Origin of the sequence: Streptomyces sp. NPDC093221 (assembly GCF_044753885.1) — a bacterium.
Classification (GTDB): Bacteria; Actinomycetota; Actinomycetes; order Streptomycetales; family Streptomycetaceae; genus Actinacidiphila.
The window spans coordinates 868,032-888,854 of sequence record NZ_JBIVOA010000003.1 but is presented as its reverse complement, the minus strand read 5'-3'; the positions used below and the strand labels follow the sequence as shown (position 1 = coordinate 888,854).

The 20,823-nt window shown below is 72.8% G+C and carries 20 protein-coding genes; 11 read left to right on the top strand and 9 right to left on the bottom strand.

The window, feature by feature from the left end; translation table 11 throughout:
- Positions 1-49 precede the first annotated feature (49 nt).
- Positions 50-400: a hypothetical protein gene (locus ACIQCJ_RS15785; RefSeq protein WP_402711645.1), complete on the top strand. Its 351-nt coding sequence runs from the start codon at positions 50-52 to the stop codon at positions 398-400.
- Here the strand turns inward: ACIQCJ_RS15785 and ACIQCJ_RS15780 are convergent.
- From ACIQCJ_RS15780 to ACIQCJ_RS15765, 4 genes are all read right to left on the bottom strand, one after another.
- On the bottom strand, positions 372-1,190 hold the full coding sequence (locus ACIQCJ_RS15780) for an arylamine N-acetyltransferase (RefSeq protein WP_402711644.1): 819 nt from the start codon (positions 1,188-1,190) through the stop codon (positions 372-374). The two genes, ACIQCJ_RS15785 and ACIQCJ_RS15780, sit on opposite strands and share 29 nt — an antisense overlap.
- Positions 1,191-1,237: 47 nt before the next feature.
- On the bottom strand, positions 1,238-2,137 hold the full coding sequence (locus tag ACIQCJ_RS15775) for an aminoglycoside phosphotransferase family protein (RefSeq protein ID WP_402711643.1): 900 nt from the start codon (positions 2,135-2,137) through the stop codon (positions 1,238-1,240).
- A 120-nt stretch (positions 2,138-2,257) separates the two neighbouring features.
- A complete protein-coding gene (locus ACIQCJ_RS15770; protein WP_402711642.1) occupies positions 2,258-3,805 on the bottom strand; it encodes a lysyl oxidase family protein in 1,548 nt (515 codons plus the stop codon).
- 181 nt (positions 3,806-3,986) lie between these two features.
- Positions 3,987-4,532 (bottom strand): CchlQ, encoded by a 546-nt coding sequence (locus ACIQCJ_RS15765; RefSeq protein ID WP_402711641.1) that lies wholly within the window; start codon positions 4,530-4,532, stop codon positions 3,987-3,989.
- 188 nt (positions 4,533-4,720) lie between these two features.
- Here ACIQCJ_RS15765 and ACIQCJ_RS15760 point away from each other — a divergent pair, with 188 nt between their 5' ends.
- Positions 4,721-5,854: a Rieske 2Fe-2S domain-containing protein gene (locus tag ACIQCJ_RS15760; protein ID WP_391163620.1), complete on the top strand. Its 1,134-nt coding sequence runs from the start codon at positions 4,721-4,723 to the stop codon at positions 5,852-5,854.
- Here the strand turns inward: ACIQCJ_RS15760 and iolD are convergent.
- The 5 genes from iolD to ACIQCJ_RS15735 all read right to left on the bottom strand — a co-directional run bounded on the left by iolD (position 5,851) and on the right by ACIQCJ_RS15735 (position 11,916).
- Entirely contained in the window at positions 5,851-7,716 is a 1,866-nt protein-coding gene (iolD, locus tag ACIQCJ_RS15755) for a 3D-(3,5/4)-trihydroxycyclohexane-1,2-dione acylhydrolase (decyclizing) (RefSeq protein ID WP_402711640.1), read from the bottom strand. The two genes, ACIQCJ_RS15760 and iolD, sit on opposite strands and share 4 nt — an antisense overlap.
- Positions 7,713-8,609, bottom strand: coding sequence for a 5-deoxy-glucuronate isomerase (gene iolB, locus ACIQCJ_RS15750; protein ID WP_391163622.1), 897 nt, complete (start codon positions 8,607-8,609; stop codon positions 7,713-7,715). The genes iolD and iolB overlap by 4 nt, the downstream gene beginning before the upstream one ends.
- Complete coding sequence (iolC, locus tag ACIQCJ_RS15745; protein WP_402711639.1) at positions 8,606-9,598, bottom strand: 5-dehydro-2-deoxygluconokinase; 993 nt, start codon at positions 9,596-9,598, stop codon at positions 8,606-8,608. Before iolC ends, iolB begins: the two co-directional genes overlap by 4 nt.
- 368 nt (positions 9,599-9,966) lie before the next feature.
- The gene (locus ACIQCJ_RS15740) at positions 9,967-10,815 is read right to left on the bottom strand and encodes a TIM barrel protein (RefSeq protein WP_402711638.1); all 849 of its coding nucleotides are present in this window, start codon (positions 10,813-10,815) and stop codon (positions 9,967-9,969) included.
- Between the two features lie 60 nt (positions 10,816-10,875).
- Positions 10,876-11,916 carry a Gfo/Idh/MocA family oxidoreductase gene (locus ACIQCJ_RS15735; RefSeq protein WP_355339043.1) on the bottom strand — a complete coding sequence of 347 codons (1,041 nt, stop codon included), beginning with the start codon at positions 11,914-11,916 and terminating at the stop codon, positions 10,876-10,878.
- A 131-nt stretch (positions 11,917-12,047) separates the two neighbouring features.
- Here ACIQCJ_RS15735 and ACIQCJ_RS15730 point away from each other — a divergent pair, with 131 nt between their 5' ends.
- The 9 genes from ACIQCJ_RS15730 to ACIQCJ_RS15690 all read left to right on the top strand — a co-directional run bounded on the left by ACIQCJ_RS15730 (position 12,048) and on the right by ACIQCJ_RS15690 (position 20,811).
- Positions 12,048-12,881, top strand: coding sequence for a UTRA domain-containing protein (locus tag ACIQCJ_RS15730; RefSeq protein ID WP_391049502.1), 834 nt, complete (start codon positions 12,048-12,050; stop codon positions 12,879-12,881).
- A gap of 217 nt (positions 12,882-13,098) precedes the next feature.
- Positions 13,099-14,106 (top strand): sugar ABC transporter substrate-binding protein, encoded by a 1,008-nt coding sequence (locus ACIQCJ_RS15725; RefSeq protein WP_401311800.1) that lies wholly within the window; start codon positions 13,099-13,101, stop codon positions 14,104-14,106.
- Between the two features lie 41 nt (positions 14,107-14,147).
- Complete coding sequence (locus ACIQCJ_RS15720) at positions 14,148-15,182, top strand: ABC transporter permease (protein WP_402711750.1); 1,035 nt, start codon at positions 14,148-14,150, stop codon at positions 15,180-15,182.
- The gene (locus ACIQCJ_RS15715) at positions 15,179-16,036 is read left to right on the top strand and encodes an ATP-binding cassette domain-containing protein (RefSeq protein ID WP_391163625.1); all 858 of its coding nucleotides are present in this window, start codon (positions 15,179-15,181) and stop codon (positions 16,034-16,036) included. The genes ACIQCJ_RS15720 and ACIQCJ_RS15715 overlap by 4 nt, the downstream gene beginning before the upstream one ends.
- On the top strand, positions 16,033-17,172 hold the full coding sequence (locus tag ACIQCJ_RS15710) for an ROK family glucokinase (protein WP_355339048.1): 1,140 nt from the start codon (positions 16,033-16,035) through the stop codon (positions 17,170-17,172). The genes ACIQCJ_RS15715 and ACIQCJ_RS15710 overlap by 4 nt, the downstream gene beginning before the upstream one ends.
- Positions 17,169-17,804 carry a hypothetical protein gene (locus ACIQCJ_RS15705; protein ID WP_355339051.1) on the top strand — a complete coding sequence of 212 codons (636 nt, stop codon included), beginning with the start codon at positions 17,169-17,171 and terminating at the stop codon, positions 17,802-17,804. Before ACIQCJ_RS15710 ends, ACIQCJ_RS15705 begins: the two co-directional genes overlap by 4 nt.
- 121 nt (positions 17,805-17,925) lie before the next feature.
- Positions 17,926-19,197, top strand: a complete 1,272-nt coding sequence (locus ACIQCJ_RS15700) for an alpha/beta fold hydrolase (RefSeq protein WP_402711637.1) — start codon at positions 17,926-17,928, stop codon at positions 19,195-19,197.
- A 152-nt stretch (positions 19,198-19,349) separates the two neighbouring features.
- Complete coding sequence (locus ACIQCJ_RS15695; protein WP_402711636.1) at positions 19,350-19,982, top strand: MBL fold metallo-hydrolase; 633 nt, start codon at positions 19,350-19,352, stop codon at positions 19,980-19,982.
- 49 nt (positions 19,983-20,031) lie between these two features.
- Complete coding sequence (locus ACIQCJ_RS15690) at positions 20,032-20,811, top strand: exodeoxyribonuclease III (protein ID WP_355339059.1); 780 nt, start codon at positions 20,032-20,034, stop codon at positions 20,809-20,811.
- Positions 20,812-20,823 lie beyond the last annotated feature (12 nt).

Sequence of the window (20,823 nt, the reverse complement as noted above, 5' to 3'; positions counted from 1 at the left end):
CGTCAGCCGTAGCTTCGGGGGCGGAGAAGCCGACCTTGGGAGGGGCCGCATGCGCACGCGTACCGCCGCCGTCGCCGTGACGACGGGCCTGCTCGCGGCAGCGACGTGTCTGCCGGACGGAAGCGCCGCAGCCGCGACCGGCAGATTCTCGTACACGTTCATGACGCGGCAGGGGCCGATGACCAGTGTGCTGACCGACCCGCCGAGCGGGCAGTGCCTCGTGCTGCCGGAGGTGATCGGGCCGAGGGCGTACGGAGCGGCGTACGCGCCGTGGAACGAGACGGGGGAGACGGTGCGGGTCTATACGGGGGCGGACTGCACCGGCGGGTACGCGACGCTGGGCCCGCACAGCCGGCGCGCCCCGGAGCAGGTCACGCTGCGGGCGGTGTGGGTGGGGTGACGGCGGGCTCGCGGGGGAGGTCGAGCGAGAAGTGGGTGCGGTAGGCGGCGAGCACGGCCTCGGCGTCGGGGAGTTCGCGCTCCTCGCGCGTGCCGGAGGCGGTGAGGACGAGGGTGCGCCCGCTGAGCGTGGCGCGCCCCTCGGGGGTGAGGCGGGAGCAGATGAGGGACGTGCGGAAGTGCGAGACGGGCGAGGTGCGCTGCCACCAGCAGGTGGCCTCGAAGTCCGCCAGCAGCCGGGGCCGCCGCTCCAGCAGATACTGCGGCTCACCGTCGCGCACGACGACAAGATCCCCCGCGTCCGAGTGGGCGTCGGCGTCGGCATCGGCGTCCGCGATCCGGAACACCCCTCCCGGATCGCCCTGTTCACCCCGCTCGGCGTAGCGCAGCGGAAAGTGACTGTGGCGGCCGAAGCCGACATCGGCCAGCCACGTCTCGCCGTCCGCCGTCCGTACCCGCAGCGCGAGATGGTCGTACGGCGGCCCGACGCGGCCGTCCTTCCCGTACACCCGCGCGGCCAGCAGCTCCACCCCGTAGCCGAGCGAGCGCAGCAGCGCGCCGAAGGCGCCGTTCAACTCGTAGCAGAATCCGCCCCGTCGGTCCGTGACGACCTTCTCGAAGAGCGCGGGCTCGGTGAGCACGATGTCCTGGCCGAGGTGGATCGACAGGTTCTCGAAGGGGACGGCGAGCTGGTGCCGCAGGTGCAGTTCGCGCAGCCCCGCCGCGTCGGGGACGGCGGGCCGTTCGGCCCCGATGCGCTGGAGGTAGGCGTCGGCCTGCGAGGAGTCCATGCGCTCCTTTATACGTCCGCCCGCCCCGGCATCGGTGATCCCGGCCCTCAGACGAGCAGGTCCGCCAGGACATCCGTGGCCCGCACCACCCAGTCCGGATCACTGTGCCGCCGCCCCCACACGGCGGCCGTCACCGCGCGGTACTGCGCCCAGCGGCGGGCCCGTTCGCGGTCGATCCCGGCCGCGTCGGCGAAGACCGCGACGCGGCGCAGCAGGGCCGCCTTGAGGTCGGGCGCGGCCAGCAGGTCCTCGTAGCGGTCGCGCAGCAGCGTGGCCGTGTCGTACGCCGGGTCGCCGACGTACCCCTTGGGGTCGATGGCCAGCCACGGCTCGCGTGCGGAGGCCAGCACATTGGTGAAGTGCAGGTCGCCGTGGACGAGGGTGTCCGGCTGGTCGGGGCCCAGCTCCGCGAGGGTGGCGAGCGCGGCGTCGACGGTACGGGCGGGCAGCGGCTGCGCCAACTCGGCGAGGTCCGCGCGCAGTTCGGTCGCCCAGGGCTCCGCCTGGTCGCGCAGCCTGGGCAGTTCGGCGGGCGCGGGCACGGCCAGCCGCCGCGCCAGGGCGCCCGCGAGGGCCACCGCCTCGTCCACGTCGGGGACTTCGGCGAGCGAGCGCGGCTCGGCCCGCTCCAGCAGCATCGCGAACCGCGCGTCGTCGCGCGCGTACAGCCGGACGGCGCCGCGCCCGCGCCACACGGCGAAGGCGTCCGGCTCGTGGACGTTCCCGGGGTGGGGGAAGGAGACCTTGAGGACGGCGGACCGGCCCTCGCCGTCGCGTACGGGCAGCACCACGCCGACCTGCCCGTGGACGACGGCCGCCTCCGGTACGCAGTCCCAGCGCTGGAGCAGTTCGTCGACGAGCGTCGGCAGCCCGGCGATCCACTCGCGGCCCCGGCCCGCCTCCCGCGCCACCGTGCCGCGCGCGAAGTCCTCGGGAATCTCGACCATCACGTCACCCTAGCCCGCGGCCCGCGCGCGAAGGACGCGAAGAGCGCGAAGGACGCGGAAGAGGGGCCCGGCCGCGAGGAGGGGAGGCGGCCGGACCCCGGACGGTCAACGCGCCCTGGATCAGGGCGCGTTGACCAGCTCGTACGCGGGCACCTTGACCGTGCGGTGGCCCGGCGTGCCGCCCAGGATCACCTTGCGCAGCGCCACGTTGTTGCCGTAACTGCTCTCCTTGAGCCGGTGGTCGGGGTTGGCGATCACCTGGATGTAGTACGTGCCGTTCGCCAGCTTGCTGATGTCGAAGGACTGGCCCGGGCGGTACTGCGAGTACGTGTCGCCGTTGCCGACGTCCAGCACCTCGCGCACCGACAGCGCGCTGTGCTCACCGCAGGCGGTCGCCAGATCGGTGTTGTTCGGGTGCCAGTTGGCGTTCTTCACCGTGTAGTCGATGGCGTCGGTGTTGGCCAGGCAGAAGGCTTCCTTGCCGCTGCGGACGATCAGCTTCTTGTCGGAGCTCAGCAGCCGGTAGCTGGCGAAGTCCGAGAAGTGCCAGTGCTGGTGGCCGACGCGCGGGTCCCACTCCATGGTGCCGGTGGGCGTGTAGCCGACCTGCTTGCCCTTGGCGTCGTAGAAGTACTGGTAGGCGTCCATCTTCTCCTTGCCGGGAGTGCGGAAGCCGTCCACGACCAGCGGCGCCGGGCCCGCGTCCCACACGGTGGCGCTGAAGGCCAGGTAGTCGGTGCCGGTGGCCGGGGTGTCGCCCTCACCGCCGTCGCTGCCGTCGGTGATCGCGATGCCGTACGCGGGCAGCGCCCGCAGGTCCGGCTTCGGCACGTTGGACGGCACGCCCGCGGCGCCCGTCGGCCGGTGCGCGGCGGCCCTGAGCGTGCCCGGCGCGGAGCCCGCGCGCGGCTGTCCGCCCGGCAGCGCGGCCGACATCCGCGACCGCGCCGCGCCCGACCCGTCCTGCACGGTCCGCACGGTCACCTTCACCGTCGGCTGGTCGTTCGGAATCCCGAACACGTCCCGGTACTTCTTCGCCACGGAGATCTTCGCGGTGTACGTGCCGGCCTTCAGGTCGACCCCGCCGTCCGGGCCGATGCCCTGCGAGGCCGCCGCGGCCCAGCCCTTCTGGACGCCCCACACCGAGCCGAGCGTGAACGGGTTGTCGGAGCAGCCGTCCGGGTACGGCGAGGTGGCCGGGGCGTCCGGACGGATGCGGCCCGACGCGGAGTTCGGGCAGAAGGTGTCGCTGGTGCTCGCGACCTTCACGCCCTTGCTGTCGGTGATGGTCACCTGGAGGAAGCCCGGCAGCCCGGCGAAGTCCTTGACCAGCCCGGCGGGCAGCGTCTTCGTGACCGTCTTCGAGCCGCCGCGCGTCACCTGCGCGACGACCACCGGGTCCTTGTACGACTTACGGGTCACGCGGAGTTCGAACGGCGCCTTGTCGGCGGTGAGGTACGCGCCGAGGTCCAGGTAGACGCCGGTGTCGCCGTCGTAGCGGTCAGCGGTGACCGAGGTGGAGGCGGCCACCAGCTTCAGCTTGGGGGTCACGGGCGTCGCCGCTCCGGCGCCGGGTGCGGCGCCGACGCCGCCCGCGACCACGGCGAAAGCCGCCGCGGCCACGAGAGCCGAGCGCCTGAGACGTCGGCTGCCTTGGGTATGCGTCATCGAATTCCTCGCGTCCAGGTGCGGTTGGGTCTACCTGCGAACAGGGACGCGAGCGCGCACAGGTTGCCGCGCGGGCGAAAGAACGCCAATTTCTGTCCTGATAATGCCTTCACGGCATGTCGGGTGTACGCGGCCCGCGCCGTGTGCCCGTTCCGGAATCAGCTCGCGCCGAGCGCGGTCATCAGCTCGCGTCGAGCGCGGCCCGGCAGATCGGGCACCGGTCCTTGCCGTCCCACTCGGACCAGCCGAAAGCCTCCGGTGAAAGGGAGAGACCTTCCAACTCCCTGCGCACGGCCACCCGGTAGGTCCACACCGCGCCGAGATAGGGGTGATAGACGTCGTGGAAGGCGACGGACGTCGAAGCGGCCCCCGCCGCGACCGCCCGCTGAACGGCGCGCAGGTGCTCGAACATCGCCTGGCCCGCGCCCGCGACGGCGGTGGAGGCGTCGATGAAGAGCCGCTCGCGCGCCTCGTAGATCCCGGCGTCGTCGAGCGCGGCGCGCGACGCGGCGTCCACGTCCGGCTCCGCGCCCGGATTCTGGGCGATCCGGCGCAGGCCCGCGTGGCAGACCCCGGTGGCGCTGATGAAGTCGATGTAGACCGCCCGGCGCCGCGCGTCGGTGCCCCGGCCGTCCTCGTGGCGGCGGCGCAAATGGTCGGCGAGCACGGTGCCGGAAATGGCGATGCCACCGCCGCTGAGCGTCGCGACGAGCGTTCCCCAGTCCACATCTGCCCCCAGTGATGTTCCGCGCCGCCGGTCCCCGTGCCGGGCCCGGCGGAATTCCGCCGCCGGTCCCGGAGATGATCACGACATCGGCACCGGAAATCTACGCGTGGACGCGGACTTGACCAAGTCATGACGATTTGGTGAGGCCGCCACGCGAACGTACTGACCGGTACGTTCGTATTTCTGGTATGACGCTCCCGCAGACGAAGCCCCCATTGCGCAAATACCGCGACGTGGCACCGGAGGAGGACGTCCCCACCACCCGCACGACCGGACTCGACCCGGACTTCTGGTATCCGCTCGCCCGGTCCCGCGACCTCAAGAGCGGCAAGACGCTGGCCGTGAAGTACGCCGGGACGGAGATCGTCCTGGTCCGGCCGGAGAAGGGCGCGCCGTACGCCCTGGAGGACCGCTGCGCCCACCGCCAGGTCCCGCTGAGCATGGGCGTGGTGAAGGACGAGCGGCTGCTCTGCGGCTACCACTGCTGGACGTACGACCGCACGGGCGCGTGCGTGAACATCCCCTATCTGGACCGGAAGCGGAAACTGCCCAACGGCGTGCGCAGTTACGCGTGCCGCGAGGCGTACGGATTCGTCTTCGTCTTCCCCGGCGATCAGGAACTGGCCGAGGTCACGCCGATGCCGGAACTGCCCTCGTACGCCGACCGCCGGTACAAGACGCGCGTGCTCGACCGGGACATCGCCTGCCACTACTCGTTCATGCACGAGAACCTGATGGACATGAACCACCAGTTCCTGCACCGCAGTCTGATGGGCCGGATCCGGGCCAAGCTGCTGGACGTCCGCGAGGGCGAGGACTGGCTGGAGGCCGACTACTCCTTCTCGCGCACCGAGGGCAAGCAGTCCCTCGGCGAGCGCCTGATCATCGGCAGCGGCAACGACGACAAGTACGCGGACCTGATGACGATCCGCACCGGCTACCCGTACCAGACGCTGCGGTACTGGACCGACGGCAAGCGCGAGGAGCCCCCGGCCCTCGACCTGTGGAACGCCTACATGCCCACCGACCAGGCCCAGCACCACAATCACACCTACGGCCTGATCATGATCCAAAAGCCTCCGGTCCCCGGCGTGATCCACCTGCTGTGGCCGGTCATCACGCTCTTCACCGAGGGCATCTTCGGCCAGGACCGCGTCATCGTCGAGGCGGAGCAGCGCGCCTACGAGAGCCAGGGCGCCGACCTCAACAACGAGGTCTTCCCGATCATCCAGTCCCTCAAGTCGCTCCTCGCCCGCAAGGGCGTGCCGATCCCGCCCGCCGCATGCGGCGGCCCGGCCCAGGGCCCCGCGGACAGGCCCTAAAGACGGGGCCGGGTCCCGGGTGCCGGGCGCGCCCGGTCGTACGCCTCGCGGGCGGCCCGCGTGGCCGGACGGTCCGACACCTCGGCGACCGGGACGTCCCACCACGCCTCGGCGCCGGGTCCGGGCCGCGCGGGGTCGGTCTCGACGTACACGGCCGTCGCCCGGGGCGACTCGCGGGCGGCGGCCAGCGCGGCGCGCAACTCCTTGGCCGTACGGGCGGTGAAGACCTCGAGGCCGAGGCTGGCGGCGTTGGCCGCGAGGTCCACCGGCAGCGGCTCGCCCGCGAAGGACCCGTCAGGGGCGCGGAACCGGTAGGCGGTGCCGAAGCGTTCGGCGCCGACCTGCTCGGACAGGCCCCCGATGGAGGCGTATCCGTGGTTCTGGACGATCACCACATTGATCGGAACGCCCTCCTGGACGGCGGTCACGACCTCCGTCGGCAGCATCAAGTACGTGCCGTCGCCCACGAGCGCGAACACCTCGCGGTCGGGCGCCGCCAGCTTCACGCCGATCGCGGCCGGGATCTCGTACCCCATGCAGGAGAAGCCGTACTCGACGTGATACTGCCCCACGTCCCGCGCCCGCCACAGTTTGTGCAGGTCACCCGGGAGGGAACCGGCCGCGTTGACCACCACGTCCCGGTCGTGCAGCACCGCGTCCAGTGCCCCGACGACCTCGCTCTGCGACGGCGGTCCCTCGCCGCCGCCGTCACCGAAGGCAGCGTCCGTACGGGCCCGCCAGTCGGCCAGCGCCCGGCGCGCGTCGGGGGTCCGCCCCGGTGCCTGATGGCCCGTCAACTCGGCGGCCAGGGCGGCGATTCCGGCCCGAGCGTCGCCGACGAGCGCCAGTCCGGCCATCTTGTGGCCGTCGAAAGAGGCGATGTTGAGACTGACGAAGCGCGCGTCGGGCGCGAAGAGCGCACCGGACGCCGTGGTGAAGTCCGTCCACCGGGTGCCGACGCCGAGCACCACGTCGGCCTCCCGCGCCGCCGCGTCGGCGGGCGCCGTACCGGTGTGCCCGATGCCGCCGAGCGCCTGCGGATGGTCCCACCGCAGCGCGCCCTTGCCTCCTTGCGTCTCGGCCACCGGAATGCCGGTCGCCGCCGCCAACTCGGCCAGCGCGGACGCCGCTTCGGAGATCCGCACCCCGCCGCCCGCGACGATCAGCGGCCGACGCGCGCCGCGCAGCAGGGCGGCGGCCTCCGCCACCGCGTCCGCGTCCGGCACGGGCCGCCGCACCTGCCAGACCCGCTCGCGGAACAGCTCGTCCGGCCAGTCGTACGCCTCCGCCTGCACGTCCTGCGGCAGCGCCAGCGTCACCGCGCCCGTGTCGACGGGGTCGGTCAGCACCCGCATCGCCTGGAGCAGCGAGGCGGGCAGCATCTCGGGCCGCCAGATCCGGTCGAACCAGCGCGACACCGGCCGCAGCGCGTCATTGACGGTGATGTCGTACGCCCAGGGCACTTCGAGCTGCTGGAGCACCGGGTCGGCGGGGCGGGTCGCGAAGACGTCACCGGGGAGCAGCAGCACCGGCACCCGGTTGATCGTCGCGAGCGCCGCGCCCGTGACGAGATTGGTCGCGCCGGGACCGATCGACGTCGTGCACGCCATCGCCGAGAGCCCGTGCCGGGTCCGGGCGTAGCCGACGGCCGCGTGCACCATCGCCTGCTCGTTGCGCCCCTGGTGGTACGGCATCGCCTCGGGCCCGGCCGCCAGCAGCGCCTGGCCGACGCCCGCGACATTGCCGTGCCCGAAGATGCCCCACATCCCGGCCACCGACCGGTGGCGCACGCCGTCCCGCTCGGTGAACTGGACGGACAGGAACCGGACGAGGGCCTGTGCGACGGTGAGTCTGACGCTCATACGGTGCCGCCCTCCTGCTTCGTGACCGGCGGCGCGTACAACGGCAGCCGGGGGTCGGGGAGTTGGTCCGCCCATGACGCGCGGACCCACGCGTGTGCCGGGTCGTCGCTGATCAGCCAGGCCCGTTCGGCGCCGGGGCCCGCCATCACGTTCAGGTAGTACATGTCGTAGCCGGGGACCGCCATGCTCGGGCCGTGCCAGCCGTCGGGGATCAACACCGCGTCGCCGGTGCGGACTTCGGCGAGGACGTCGGTGGCACCTGCGGGGGAGGGGTAGACGCGCTGGTAGCCCAGCGCGGCCGGGCCGCCGCCGAACTCGTAGTAGTAGATCTCTTCGAGGACCGACTCGTGCGGGCCCGCCTCGTCGTGCTTGTGCGGCGGGAACGACGACCAGTTGCCGCCCGGTGTCAGCACCTCCACCGCGATCAGCCGGTCGCAGGCGAAGACGCCCGCCGCCGCGAAGTTGTTGACCTGGCGGCTCGCGCCGCCCGCCCCGCGCAGCTCCACCGGCACCGCGGAGGCCGGGCCGTACCGCGCGGGCAGCCGCCGCTCGCAGCGCGCCCCCGCCAGCGCCAGGCGGCTGCCGCCGGGGCTGACGACGGTGACCTCCGCGTCCCGCGGAACATACGCGAAGTCGCTGACGCCGCTGAACACGCTGACGCGGCCGCGCAGTTCGAAGGCGGCCTCGGTGCCGTCGGCCTGCGTCACCGTCACCGCGCAGCCGCCCGCCAGCGGCAGCACGATCCACTCGCTGTCCCCGGCCGCGAAGCGGCGCAGGGCGCCCGGCGCCAGGGTCAGGGTCCGCAGGGACGAGTACGACCAGCCCGCGACGGCCGGATCCACCCACAGGTCGAAGCCGTCCTTTTCCGCGGTGCCCGCGGCCAGATGGGTCACCGGGGCTCAACTCCTTCGGCGGGCGCGGCGGGCGCGGTGGGCGTGCCGGGTGTGGCGGGCGCGGTGGGTGGCGCGAGCACGGTGGGTGGCGCGGGCTCGCGCAGCAGCTCGTCGATCTCCCGGCGGGTCGGCATCGCGTCGGCGCACGCCAGGCGGGAGGCGACCAGGGCACCGGCCGCGTTGGCCGCCCGAAGCACGTCGGGCAGCGGCTCCCCGGACAGCAGGCCCGCGCACAGGGCTCCACCGAAGGCGTCACCGGCCCCGAGGCCGTTGACGGCCTTCACCGGGACCGGCGGCACCGAGTGCTGCTCGCGGGCGGTTCTGCCCAGCACTCCGGCCGGGCCCTGCTTGACGACCGCCGTCCGCACGCCGCGCCGCAGCAGCAGCCCGGCCGCCGTCTCCGGGTCGCGGCTGCCGACCGCGATCTCCGTCTCGTCCAGATTGCCGACGGCCACCGTCGCGTACGCCAGCGCGCGGGCGTACAGCGCGGGGGCCTGCGCCGGGTCCTCCCAGAAGCCGGGGCGCCAGTCCAGGTCGAACCACACCTCGCCGCCCTCGCGGGCGTCCAGCGCCGCGAAGACGGTCGAGCGCGTCGGTTCCACCGCGAGGGCCGAGCCGGTGATCCACAGGGCCCGCGCCGTCCTGACCGCCGCGCGGTCCAGCGTGTCCGGTTCGAGGCACTGGTCGGGCGCGACCGGGCGCCGGTAGAAGTAGATCGGGAAGTCGTCGGGCGGGAACAACTCGCAGAACACGACGGGGGTTTGCACCCCGGGCACGGTCGTGACCAGCTTGTCGTCCACGCCGAAGCCTTTGAGCGCCGTGCGGACGTACGTGCCGAACGGGTCGTCACCCACGCCCGTCAGCACGGCCGTTCGCAGCCCGAGGCGGGCCGCTGCCACCGCCACGTTTCCGGCCGTCCCGCCGAGCGACTTCGCGAACGTCCGCACCTCCGCGAGCCCCACCCCGCTCTGCTCGGGATAGAGGTCCACCCCCACCCGCCCCAACGTCACCACGTCATACGCCCCGCCCTCAGGAGGGTTCTCTCCCCCGCCCGCCCGCCCCTGTGTCCTCAATCGCCGGACGGGCTCCGAGAGCTGGGGCGTAGAGGGCGCCGGGTCTGGCTGCGGGGGTTGGGAGGGAGGGGGAGCGGGACGCGACTGAGGGGGGTCGGGGGGAGGCGGGGTGTGGCTCGGCTGCGGGGGCTGGGATCGGGATGCGGCGGGGCGCGACTGAGCGGGGTGGGGTGGGGCGTTGCCGGCGGCGGGCGGCCGGTGGGGGCGGGTCACGTCGGCCTGGGTCGCGCGCCCGCTTGCGCGCGCGTTGTTCGCAAGGGGCTGGCTCTTGTCGGTGGGGGGTGTCATTGGTGGGTGAGCCAGTGGAGGGAGGCGCGGATGGCGGGGAGGGGGCCTTGACCGGGGGGTGGGGGGGCGGTGAGGACGGTGTCCTGCTCCATGACGTACCAGCCGGGGTAGCCGGCGGATTCGAGGTGGGTGATGAGGGCGCTGAGGTCGAGGCCGCCCTGGCCGAGGGGGCGGTAGAGGCCCCGCTGGACGGCGGAGGTGTAGGTGGTGCGGCCGTCCCGGACGGCGTCGGCGGCGGCGGGGTCGACGTCCTTGAGGTGGACGTGCGTGACGCGGGAGGCGGCCCGGCGCGCCAGGGCCACCGGGTCGGTGCCGCCGATGAGGAGGTGCCCGGTGTCGAGGCAGAGCCCGATCCGGCTGCCGTCGAGGACGCGGTCGACCTCGGCGGGCCCTTCGACGACGGTGCCGACATGGGGGTGGAGGGCGGCGGTGACGCCGAGCGAGGCGGCGAGGTCGGTGACGGCGTCGAGCCGGTCCAGCAGGGTGCGCCAGCCGTCGGCCGACACGGCGGGACGTTCGTCGTAGCCGTCGAGCCCGGTGGCCGCGGCCAGGACGAGCGTGCGGGCGCCCGCGGCGGTGAAACGGTCGAGGTCGGCCCGGATGTCCGGCAGCGGATCGTGGCCGGGATCGTGCAGTACGGCGGGCACGAAGCCGCCGACCGCGGTGACGCCGCGGGCGGCCAGCAGCGGCCCCGGCAGAAAGCCGTCGGGACCGAACTCACTGGCGGTGATGCCCAGCTCCGTCATCTCCGCCAGCACCCGCTCGGGCGTCAACTGGTGCCCCCAGCCGGGCACTTCGCACACACCCCAGGAAATCGGCGCCCCCGCGATCCGCTCCCGCTTCATGCCGTCACCACCTCCGGTGTCCCGTGGACCCGCCCCGCGGGCGCCGCCGTCCTGCCCGGCTCATGCCACCACTCCGCTCACGTCGCCCTCACGTACGCGCATGCCCACGTCGGCGACCGTCACCGGACGTCTCTCGCGGCGCGAGACCTCGCACGCCTCGGCGACGAGCAGCGCGCGCAACGCCTCCCGACCCTCGCAGGGATTCGGCTCCAGGCCGCGTACGACGCGCAGGAAGGCGGCCAGTTCGGCCCGGTAGGCGGCGGCGAAACGGTCGAGGAAGCCGGGCCAGGGCGCCGTGGGCAGGGCCGCGACCGCGACCGGCTCCATCGAGCGCAAGGGCGTCCGCGGGCCGACGCCCACCGCGATCTGGTCGTCGGTCCCGGCCAGCTCCATCCGGACGTCGTACCCCGCGCCGTGGTAGCGGGTCGCCGTCGCCGTCGCGAGGACACCGCCCTCCAGGGTGAGCAGCGCCGCCGCGGTGTCGGCGTCGCCCGCCGCGCGGAAGAAGTCGTCGCCGCCGTTGGCGCCCGCCGCGTACACCTCGGTGATCTCCCGGCCGGTGACCCAGCGCAGCACGTCGAAGTCGTGGATGAGGCAGTCGCGGTAGAGGCCGCCGGAGAGCGGGACGTACGCGGCCGGCGGCGGCGCCGGGTCCGAGGTGACGGTGCGCACGGTGTGCAGCCGGCCCACCCTGCCCGCCCGTACGGCCTCGCGCGCCGCGCGGTACCCGGCGTCGAAGCGCCGCTGGAAGCCGATCTGGAGCACGGCGCCCGCGGCCTCGACGGCGTCGAGCGCCGCCACCGTACCGGCGAGGTCGAGCGCCACCGGCTTCTCGCAGAAGGCGGGGACACCGGCGCGGGCGGCGCGGGTGATCAGCGCGGCGTGCGACGCGGTGGCGGAGGCGATGACGACGGCGTCCGGCGCGCTGTCGAAGAGCGCGTCCACCGAAAGGGCCGCGCGCCCGCCGACCGACGCGGCGACCTGCCGGGCGCGTACCGCCTCGGTGTCGGCGACCGTCACCTCGTCGACGTCCTCGTGGGCGGCCAGCGTGGCGGCGTGGAAGGAGCCGATCCGCCCGGCGCCGATGAGTCCGATCCGCATAGCTGCTACTTGCCCCTTCACCGCGGGAGACGTGCGCGCTGTCCCAACCTCCCGCGCCGCCCGCCCCCTGTCAACGCTTTGTCCGGACATAAGGACTTCCGGTGATCATGGGTGGCCGATACGCTCCCTCCGTGCCCAAGCAGGAGCCCACGCACGCACCCCCGCACGAACCAGGCCGCGAAGCCGTGCCGCCCGGCCGTGGGCGCCCGCAGGCCCGGCCCGTCCACCGCGATCTGCGGCTGGCCGTCGACCGCGCCAGCCCCGTACCGCTGTACTTCCAGCTCGCCCGGCAGCTCGAAGCCGCCATAGAAGAGGGCGCGCTCGCCCCCGGCAGCCTGCTCGGCAACGAGATAGAGCTGGCCGCGCGGCTCGGCCTGTCCCGGCCGACCGTCCGGCAGGCCATCCAGTCGCTGGTCGACAAGGGCCTGTTGGTGCGCCGCCGGGGCGTCGGCACCCAGGTGGTGCACAGCCATGTCGCCCGCCCGCTGGAACTGAGCAGCCTGTACGACGACCTGCTCGCCGCGGGCCGGCACCCCAGCACCCGGGTGCTCGCGAACGCCCGCGGGCCCGCGCCCGCCGCGGTCGCCGCCGCCCTGGGCCTGCCGGAGTCCTGCCAGGTAGCCGTCGTGCACCGGCTGCGCCTCACCCACGGCGAGCCGATGGCGTACCTGTGCAACTACCTCCCCTGCGACCTGCTGGAACCGGCCACCGGCGAGCTGGAGACCAACGGTCTGTACGCGCTGATGCGGCACCACGGCATCACCCTGCACAGCGCGGAGCAGACCGTGGGGGCCCGCGCGGCCACGGCCGAGGAGAGCCGGCTGCTGGCCGAGCCGCCGGGCGCGGCGCTGCTGACGATGCAGCGCACCACGTACGACGACCGGGGCCGCGCGATCGAGTTCGGCTCCCATCTGTACCGGGCCTCGCGCTACACCTTCGAGTTCCGGCTGCTGGTCAGAGCCTGAGGCAGGACCGGTGCGAAGACGCCCGCCGACCGCGTACGGACCCCCTCGCCGACCCCGGGAAGGCGCCCTCTACCGCACCCCCGCCAACCCGCCGCACCGGCCCGCCGGGCATCGCGCCGTACCCCTTGACGGATACTTGGGCCGCCGGGATGGTCGCTCGCAACACTCTCATCCCGGCAGTAACAGGAACCGCAGGGAAAGGCAGGGCCTCGTGGCGATGGCAAGGGCGGGAACACGGGTGGTGGGCGCGCTGACGGCGGCGGTGCTCGGCGCGGTCTGCCTGGCCGGGTGCAGCAGCACCGGCGGCAAGCGCGCGGAGGACCGGGCCAAGCAGGCCGCGGCCAACGGCTCCGCCGTCAACACCCCGCACTGGACCTTCGCGATGGTCACCCACTCCGGCGCGGGCGACACCTTCTGGGACATCGTCCAGAGCGGCGCCAAGCAGGCCGCCGACAAGGACAACATCAAGTTCCTCTACTCCAACAGCGACCAGGCCAACGAGCAGTCGCAGCTCGTCCAGGCCGCCATCGACCAGCACGTGGACGGGCTGATCGTCACGCTCGCCAAGCCCGACGCGATGAAGGCCGTCGTGCTCAAGGCGGAGAAGGCCGGTATCCCGGTCATCACGATCAACTCCGGCTCGCAGGAGTCCAAGGAATTCGGCACGCTCGGCCACATCGGCCAGGACGAGACCATCGCGGGCCGCGCGGTCGGCGACGAGCTGAACAAGCGCGGCAGGAAGCACGCCCTGTGCGTGCTCCACGAGCAGGGCAACGTCGGCCACGAGCAGCGCTGCGCGGGCGCCAAGGCCACCTTCTCCGGGACGATGGACAACCTCTACGTCGACGGCACGAACATGCCCGACGTGCAGTCCGCCGTCCAGGCCAAGCTCCAGGCCGACAAGAGCATCGACTCCGTCGTCACCCTCGGCGCGCCCTTCGCGGCCACCGCGGTCAAGGCCAAGGACCAGGCGGGCTCCTCCGCCGAGGTCGACACCTTCGACCTGAACGCGCAGGTCGCCGCCTCCCTCAAGGCGGGCACCATCGGCTTCGCGGTCGACCAGCAGCCGTACCTCCAGGGTTACGAGGCGATCGACCTGCTGTGGCTGTACCGCTACAACGGCGACACCCTCGGCGGCGGCCAGCCCGTCCTGACCGGGCCGCAGATCGTCACCAAGGACGACGCGGAAGCCCTGCTGTCGTACACCAAGCGGGGCACCCGTTGAGCGGGCAGAGCACGCGCACCCCGGACGGCGGCGCCCCCGACCTGCTGGTGAGCCCGGTGGACGACGAGCGGCTGGCGCCGAGATCCGTCGTGCGCGCCCTGCTGGCCAGGCCCGAGCTGGGCTCCGTCGTCGGCGCGGTCGCCGTCTTCGTCTTCTTCTCCGTCGTCGCCGACGCCTTCCTGCGGGCGTCCAGCCTCGGCACGGTGCTGTACGCGTCCTCCACGATCGGCATCATGGCCGTCCCCGTGGCGCTGCTGATGATCGGCGGCGAGTTCGACCTGTCGGCCGGTGTCCTGGTGACCAGCTCCGCGCTGGTCTCCTCGATGTTCAGCTACCAGATGACCGCGAACGTCTGGGTCGGCGTCGGGGTGTCGCTGCTGGTCACCCTCGCCATCGGCCTCTTCAACGGCATCCTGCTCGTGCGCACCAAACTGCCCAGCTTCATCATCACGCTGGGCACCTTCCTGATGCTCACCGGCCTCAATCTGGGCTTCACCAAGCTCATCAGCGGCACCGTCTCCACCAAGACGATCGCCGACATGGAGGGCTTCCCGACCGCCCGCGACCTGTTCGCCTCGCACTGGACGATCGGCTCCGTCGACCTCCAGGTCACCATCTTGTGGTGGCTCGGCCTGGTCGCCGTGGCCACCTGGGTGCTGCTGCGCACCCGCGCGGGGAACTGGATCTTCGCCGCGGGCGGCAACGCGGACGCGGCCCGCGCGGTCGGCGTCCCCGTCGCCCGTACCAAGATCGGCCTGTACATGGCGGTCGCCTTCTGCGCCTGGATCTCGGGACAGCACCTGCTGTTCTCGTTCGACGTGGTGCAGTCGGGCGAGGGCGTCGGCAACGAATTCCTGTACATCATCGCGGCCGTCATCGGCGGCTGCCTGATGACCGGCGGATACGGCAGCGCCATCGGCTCGGCGGTCGGCGCGTTCATCTTCGGCATGACCAACAAGGGCATCGTGTACGCCCAGTGGAATCCGGACTGGTTCAAGTTCTTCCTCGGCGCGATGCTGCTGCTCGCGACGCTGCTGAACGCCTGGGTCCGCAAGCGGGCGGAGGCCGCGGCATGAGCGCAGAACCCGTCCTCGACAAGGTCCCCGCGCCCGCCGGCGCCCCGCTGGTCGAGCTGACCGACGTCTCCAAGTCGTACGGGAACGTCCGCGCGCTGCGGGACGTCTCCCTCGAAGTGCGCGCGGGCGAGATCACCTGCGTCCTCGGCGACAACGGCGCGGGCAAGTCCACCCTCATCAAGATCATCGCCGGGCTGCACCAGCACGACACGGGCCGCTACGCCATCGAGGGCGAGGACGTACGGCACAGCTCGCCGCGCGAGGCGCTCGACCGCGGCATCGCCACCGTCTACCAGGACCTGGCGGTGGTCCCCCTGATGCCGGTCTGGCGGAATTTCTTCCTCGGCTCCGAGCCCACCCTCGGCCGCGGCCCGCTGCGCAGGCTCGACGTGGCCGCCATGCGCGCCACCACCCACCAGGCGCTGCTGCGGATGGGCATCGACCTGCGCGACGTCGACCAGCCGATCGGCACCCTGTCCGGCGGCGAGCGCCAGTGCGTGGCCATCGCCCGCGCCGTGCACTTCGGCGCGAAGGTGCTGGTCCTGGACGAGCCGACGGCCGCCCTCGGCGTCAAGCAGTCGGGTGTGGTGCTGAAATACGTGGCCGCCGCGCGCGACGCGGGGCTCGGTGTGGTACTCATCACGCACAATCCGCACCACGCGTATCTGGTCGGTGACCGGTTCATTCTGCTCAAGCGAGGCGCGATGTCGGGCAGCCACCTGAAGAAGGACATTACGCTGGACGAGCTGACCCGAGAGATGGCCGGGGGCAGCGAGCTGGACGAGCTGACCCACGAACTGATGCGCCGGACGACCACCACACCACCGGCGACCGACCCGGAGACCTCCGCTTGAGTGCCAATCGTGAACGTGTGTACCGCGGCGGCGCCGCCAGGGCGACGGTGCTCCAGACCGTCGGCCGCCGCGAGAGGCGCTCGCATCTGACCGCGCCCCGCGTCCCCACCGTCGGTATCGACATCGGCGGCACCAAGGTGATGGCCGGGGTGGTCGACGCGGACGGGGTGATCCTGGAGAAGATCCGCACCGAGACGCCCGACAAGTCCAAGAGCCCCAAGGTCGTCGAGGACACCATCGTCGAGCTGGTCCTGGACCTGTCGGAGCGGCACGACGTGCACGCGGTCGGCATCGGGGCGGCGGGCTGGGTCGACGCCGACCGCTCGCGGGTGCTCTTCGCCCCGCACCTGTCCTGGCGCGACGAGCCGTTGCGCGACCGGCTCGCCGAGCGCCTGCTGGTCCCCGTCATGGTCGACAACGACGCGAACACCGCGGCCTGGGCCGAGTGGCGCTTCGGCGCCGGGCGCGGCGAGGCCGACCTGGTGATGATCACCCTCGGCACCGGCATCGGCGGCGCGATCCTGGAGGACGGCCAGGTCAAGAGGGGCCGCTACGGCGTCGCGGGCGAGTTCGGCCATATGCAGGTGGTGCAGGGCGGCCACCGCTGCGCCTGCGGCAACCGCGGCTGCTGGGAGCAGTACAGCTCGGGGAACGCGCTGGTCAGGGAGGCCCGCGAGATGGCCGCCGCGGATTCCCCGGTCGCCTACGGGATCATCGACCGGGTCGGCGGCAGCATCAGCGAGATCACCGGACCGCTGATCACCGAGCTGGCCCGCGAGGGCGACGCGATGTGCGTCGAGCTGTTCCAGGACATCGGCCAGTGGCTGGGCATCGGCATCGCCAACCTCGCCGCCGCCCTCGACCCGTCCTGCTTCGTCATCGGCGGCGGCGTCAGCGCCGCCGACGACCTGCTGATCAACCCGGCCAGGGACGCCTTCCGGCGCAATCTCACCGGCCGCGGCTACCGGCCGGAGGCGCGGATCGCCAAGGCCGAGCTGGGCCCCGAGGCCGGTATGGTCGGCGCCGCCGACCTGGCCCGGCTGGTCGCCCGCCGGTTCCGCCGCGCCACCCGCCGCCGCGTCGAGCGGTACGAACGCTACGGCCGCGTCTACGGACGGCAGGGAGCCCAGTCGTGACCACCACACCCTTCGACCAGGACACCCTGGAGCCGGGCCCCGAGTCCGACGGGGGACCGCCCGCGGACGGCGACGCGGGCCGGGCGCGGCTCGCACCGCCGCCGCGGAACCCGCCGCGCTGGGTCCGCTGGACCGTCGTCCCGCTGCTCGTCCTCGTACCGATCGGGTACGTGCTGATCTCCGCCGAGCAGAGCCGGGACAGCGGGGTCACCAAGCAGAAGGAGGCGGCCCTCAGCCATCTGGAGCTGGCCGTTCCGACCATCCTCCAGCGGCAGATATACCAACTGCCCTTCCCCGACGGCACCACGGGCCCCGGCTACCTGGAGACCAACTCCTGGGACACCAGCGCGCTGTACGTCCAGTTCACCACCACCTCCGGCGGCCTGGACACCTTCCTCGCGCAGGTCGGCAGCGCCCGGAACGTGCTGCGCGGGGGCAAGGACGCGATCACCGCCGCGCAGGCCAGGACGGCGGGCTGGGACTTCCTCACCGGCCGCACGTATGTGGGCATCAGCATGCACCAGGCCGGCGACAAGCCGGACCGCAACATCGTGGTGGACCTCACCGACCCGGACGTCCCCACGGTGTACGCGGTCTCCACCGTCAACTTCCGGCACGGCTTCAAGGGATGACGGCGGCGGGGCGCCGATGTCAGGGGCGATGACAACGATGGCCCATGACAGTCCTCGCGGGCCCGCGGAAGCGGGCCACTCGGATTTCGGAAGCACACACTCCACTCGGTAGCGTGAGGCGATGAGCGACTCGACCGACGGCGATCTGGACCCGCGGCCCCCCCTTCAGCACCGCTTCGACGGCCCGGCCGACGCCCCCGTCCTGATCCTGGGCCCGGCCCTCGGCGCCACCTGGCACATGTGGGACCGGCAGCTCCCGACGCTCACCGAGCAGTGGCGGGTGCTGCGCTACGAGCTGCCGGGCCACGGCGGCGCGCCCGCGCACCCCGCGGCCTCGGTCGACGACCTGGCCGCCCGGCTGCTCGCCGTCCTGGACGACGAGGGCGTCGACACCTTCGGCTACGCGGGCTGCTCGCTCGGCGCCGCCATCGGCGCCCGGCTCGCGCTGCTGCGCCCCGACCGGGTCGCCGCGCTCGCCCTGGTCTCGGCCGCCGCGCGGTACGCCACCGCCGACGTGTGGCGGCAGCGCGGCGTCGTGGTCCGCGCCAACGGCCTGGACCGCACGGCGCTGGCCAGCCCCGAGCGCTGGTTCACCGGCCCCTTCCTCGCCACCCAGCCCGCGATCACCGACTGGGCCGTGCAGATGGTCAGGACCACCGACGCGGACTGCTACATCGCCGGGTGCGAGGCGCTGGCCGCCTTCGACATCCGGGACGCGCTCGGCAGCATCAAGGTGCCGACGCTGGTGGTGGCGGGCGCCGACGACACCGAGACCCCGCCCGCCGACGCCCGGCTGCTGGTCGCCGGAATACCGGACGCCCGGCTCGCGGTCGTCCCGGCCACCGGCCACCTGGCGCCCGTCGAGGAGCCCGTGGCCGTCGGCGACCTGCTGGCGACGCACTTCGGCAGCGTGTGGACCGAGCCGGTGTCCGTGTCGACCGGCTCCGTCGCCGTACCCCCGGCCCCCGTCGTACCGCCGCAGGCCGTCGCCGCGCCGCCCGCCGCGGTGGCGCCCGACACGTACGAGGAAGGGCTGCGGATACGGCGCGAGGTGATCGGTGACGCGGAGGTCGACCAGGCGCTGGCCCGCGCCGAGGGCTTCGGCGCCGACTTCGACAGCTTCCTGACCCGCTACGCCTGGGGCGAGGTCTGGTCGCGGCCCGGCCTCGACCGGCGCACCAGGAGCTGCGTGACGCTGACCGCGCTGACCGCCACCGGCAGGCTGGAGGAGCTGGCCGACCACACCAGGGCGGCGCTGCGCAACGGCCTGACCCCGGCGGAGATCGAGGAGGTCCTGCTGCACACCGCGCTCTACTGCGGCCTGCCCGCCGCCAGGGCCGCGGTGGACACCGCGCGTACGGTGATCCGGCAGGAGACCGGGGCGCACCCGTAGCAAGATGGAGGCGTACCGGAAAACGCCCAGCACGAAGACCCAGCATCCGAAGATCCAGCATCCGAAACGCCCAGCATCCGAGAACCCAGCATCCGAGAACCCCAGCACCCGAGTACCAGAGAAGCCAGAACGCGCTGCCGAGGACGGACCCTGTGAAGCTCACGAAGAAGCGCCACGCCTGCATCCGGCTGGAGAAGGACGGGCGCACGCTCGTCATCGATCCGGGCACCTTCAGCGAGGAGGACGCGGCGGTCGGCGCCGACGTCATCCTGGTCACGCACGAGCACCTGGACCACTTCAACGCCGACCGGCTGCGCGCCGGGCTCGAAGCCAATCCGGGCGCGGAGCTGTGGACCCTGCGCGTGGTGGCCGACGAGGTCTCCGCGGCCTTCCCCGGCCGCGTGCACACCGTCGGCGACGGCGACACCTTCACCGCCGCGGGCTTCGACGTCCAGGTGCACGGCGAGCTGCACGCCGTGATCCACCCGGACATCCCGCGGATCACCAACGTCGGCTACCTGATCGACGGTTCGCTCTTCCACCCCGGTGACGCGCTGACCCTGCCGGGCGCCGCCGTGGACACCCTGCTGCTGCCCGTGCAGGCCCCCTGGAGCAAGATCTCCGAGGTCATCGACTACGTCCGCGAGGTCAAGCCGCGCCGCGCCATCGACGTGCACGACGCGCTGCTGACCGACCTGGCCCGGCCGATCTACGACACGCAGATCGGCGGCCTCGGCGGCGCCGACCACGTACGGCTGGCGCCCGGCGACAGCACGCAGGCGTAGCAGCGCCGCCACCGGGTCACTGTCGGACCCACCGGTTAGGTTGGGGAGCATGCGCATCGCGACCTGGAACATCAACTCGATCACCGCCCGCCTTCCGCGGCTGCTCGCCTGGCTGGAGAGCAGCGGCACCGACGTCCTGTGCCTCCAGGAGACCAAGTGCACCGCCGAGCAGTTCCCGCGCGACGAGCTGCGCGAGCTGGGGTACGAGTCGGCGGTGCACGCCACCGGCAGGTGGAACGGGGTGGCGCTGGTCTCCCGCGTGGGCCTGGAGGACGTCGTCGAGGGACTGCCCGGCGGACCCGACTGGGAGGGCGTGCACGAGCCGCGTTCGGTCTCCGCGACCTGCGGCGCGGTCCGTCTCTGGTCGGTCTACGTGCCCAACGGCCGTGAGGTCGACCACCCGCACTACGCGTACAAGCTCCAGTGGTTCGAGGCGCTGCGCGCCGCCGTCGCGCAGGACGCGGCCGGTCCGCGGCCCTTCGCGGTGCTCGGCGACTTCAATGTCGCGCCGGTGGACGAGGACGTGTGGGACCTGTCGGTCTTCGAGGGCCAGACGCATGTCACCGCCCCCGAGCGCGCCGCGCTGGCCGCCCTGCGCGAGACCGGCCTCACCGATGTGATGCCGCGCCCGCTGAAGTACGACCGCCCGTACACGTACTGGGACTACCGGCAGCTCGCCTTCCCCAAGAACCGCGGGATGCGGATCGACCTGGTGTACGGGAACGAGCCGTTCGCCAAGGCCGTCGGCGACGCGTACGTGGACCGCGAGGAGCGCAAGGGCAAGGGCGCCTCCGACCACGCGCCGGTCGTGGTGGACCTGGAGGTCTGACCGGGGGCCGCC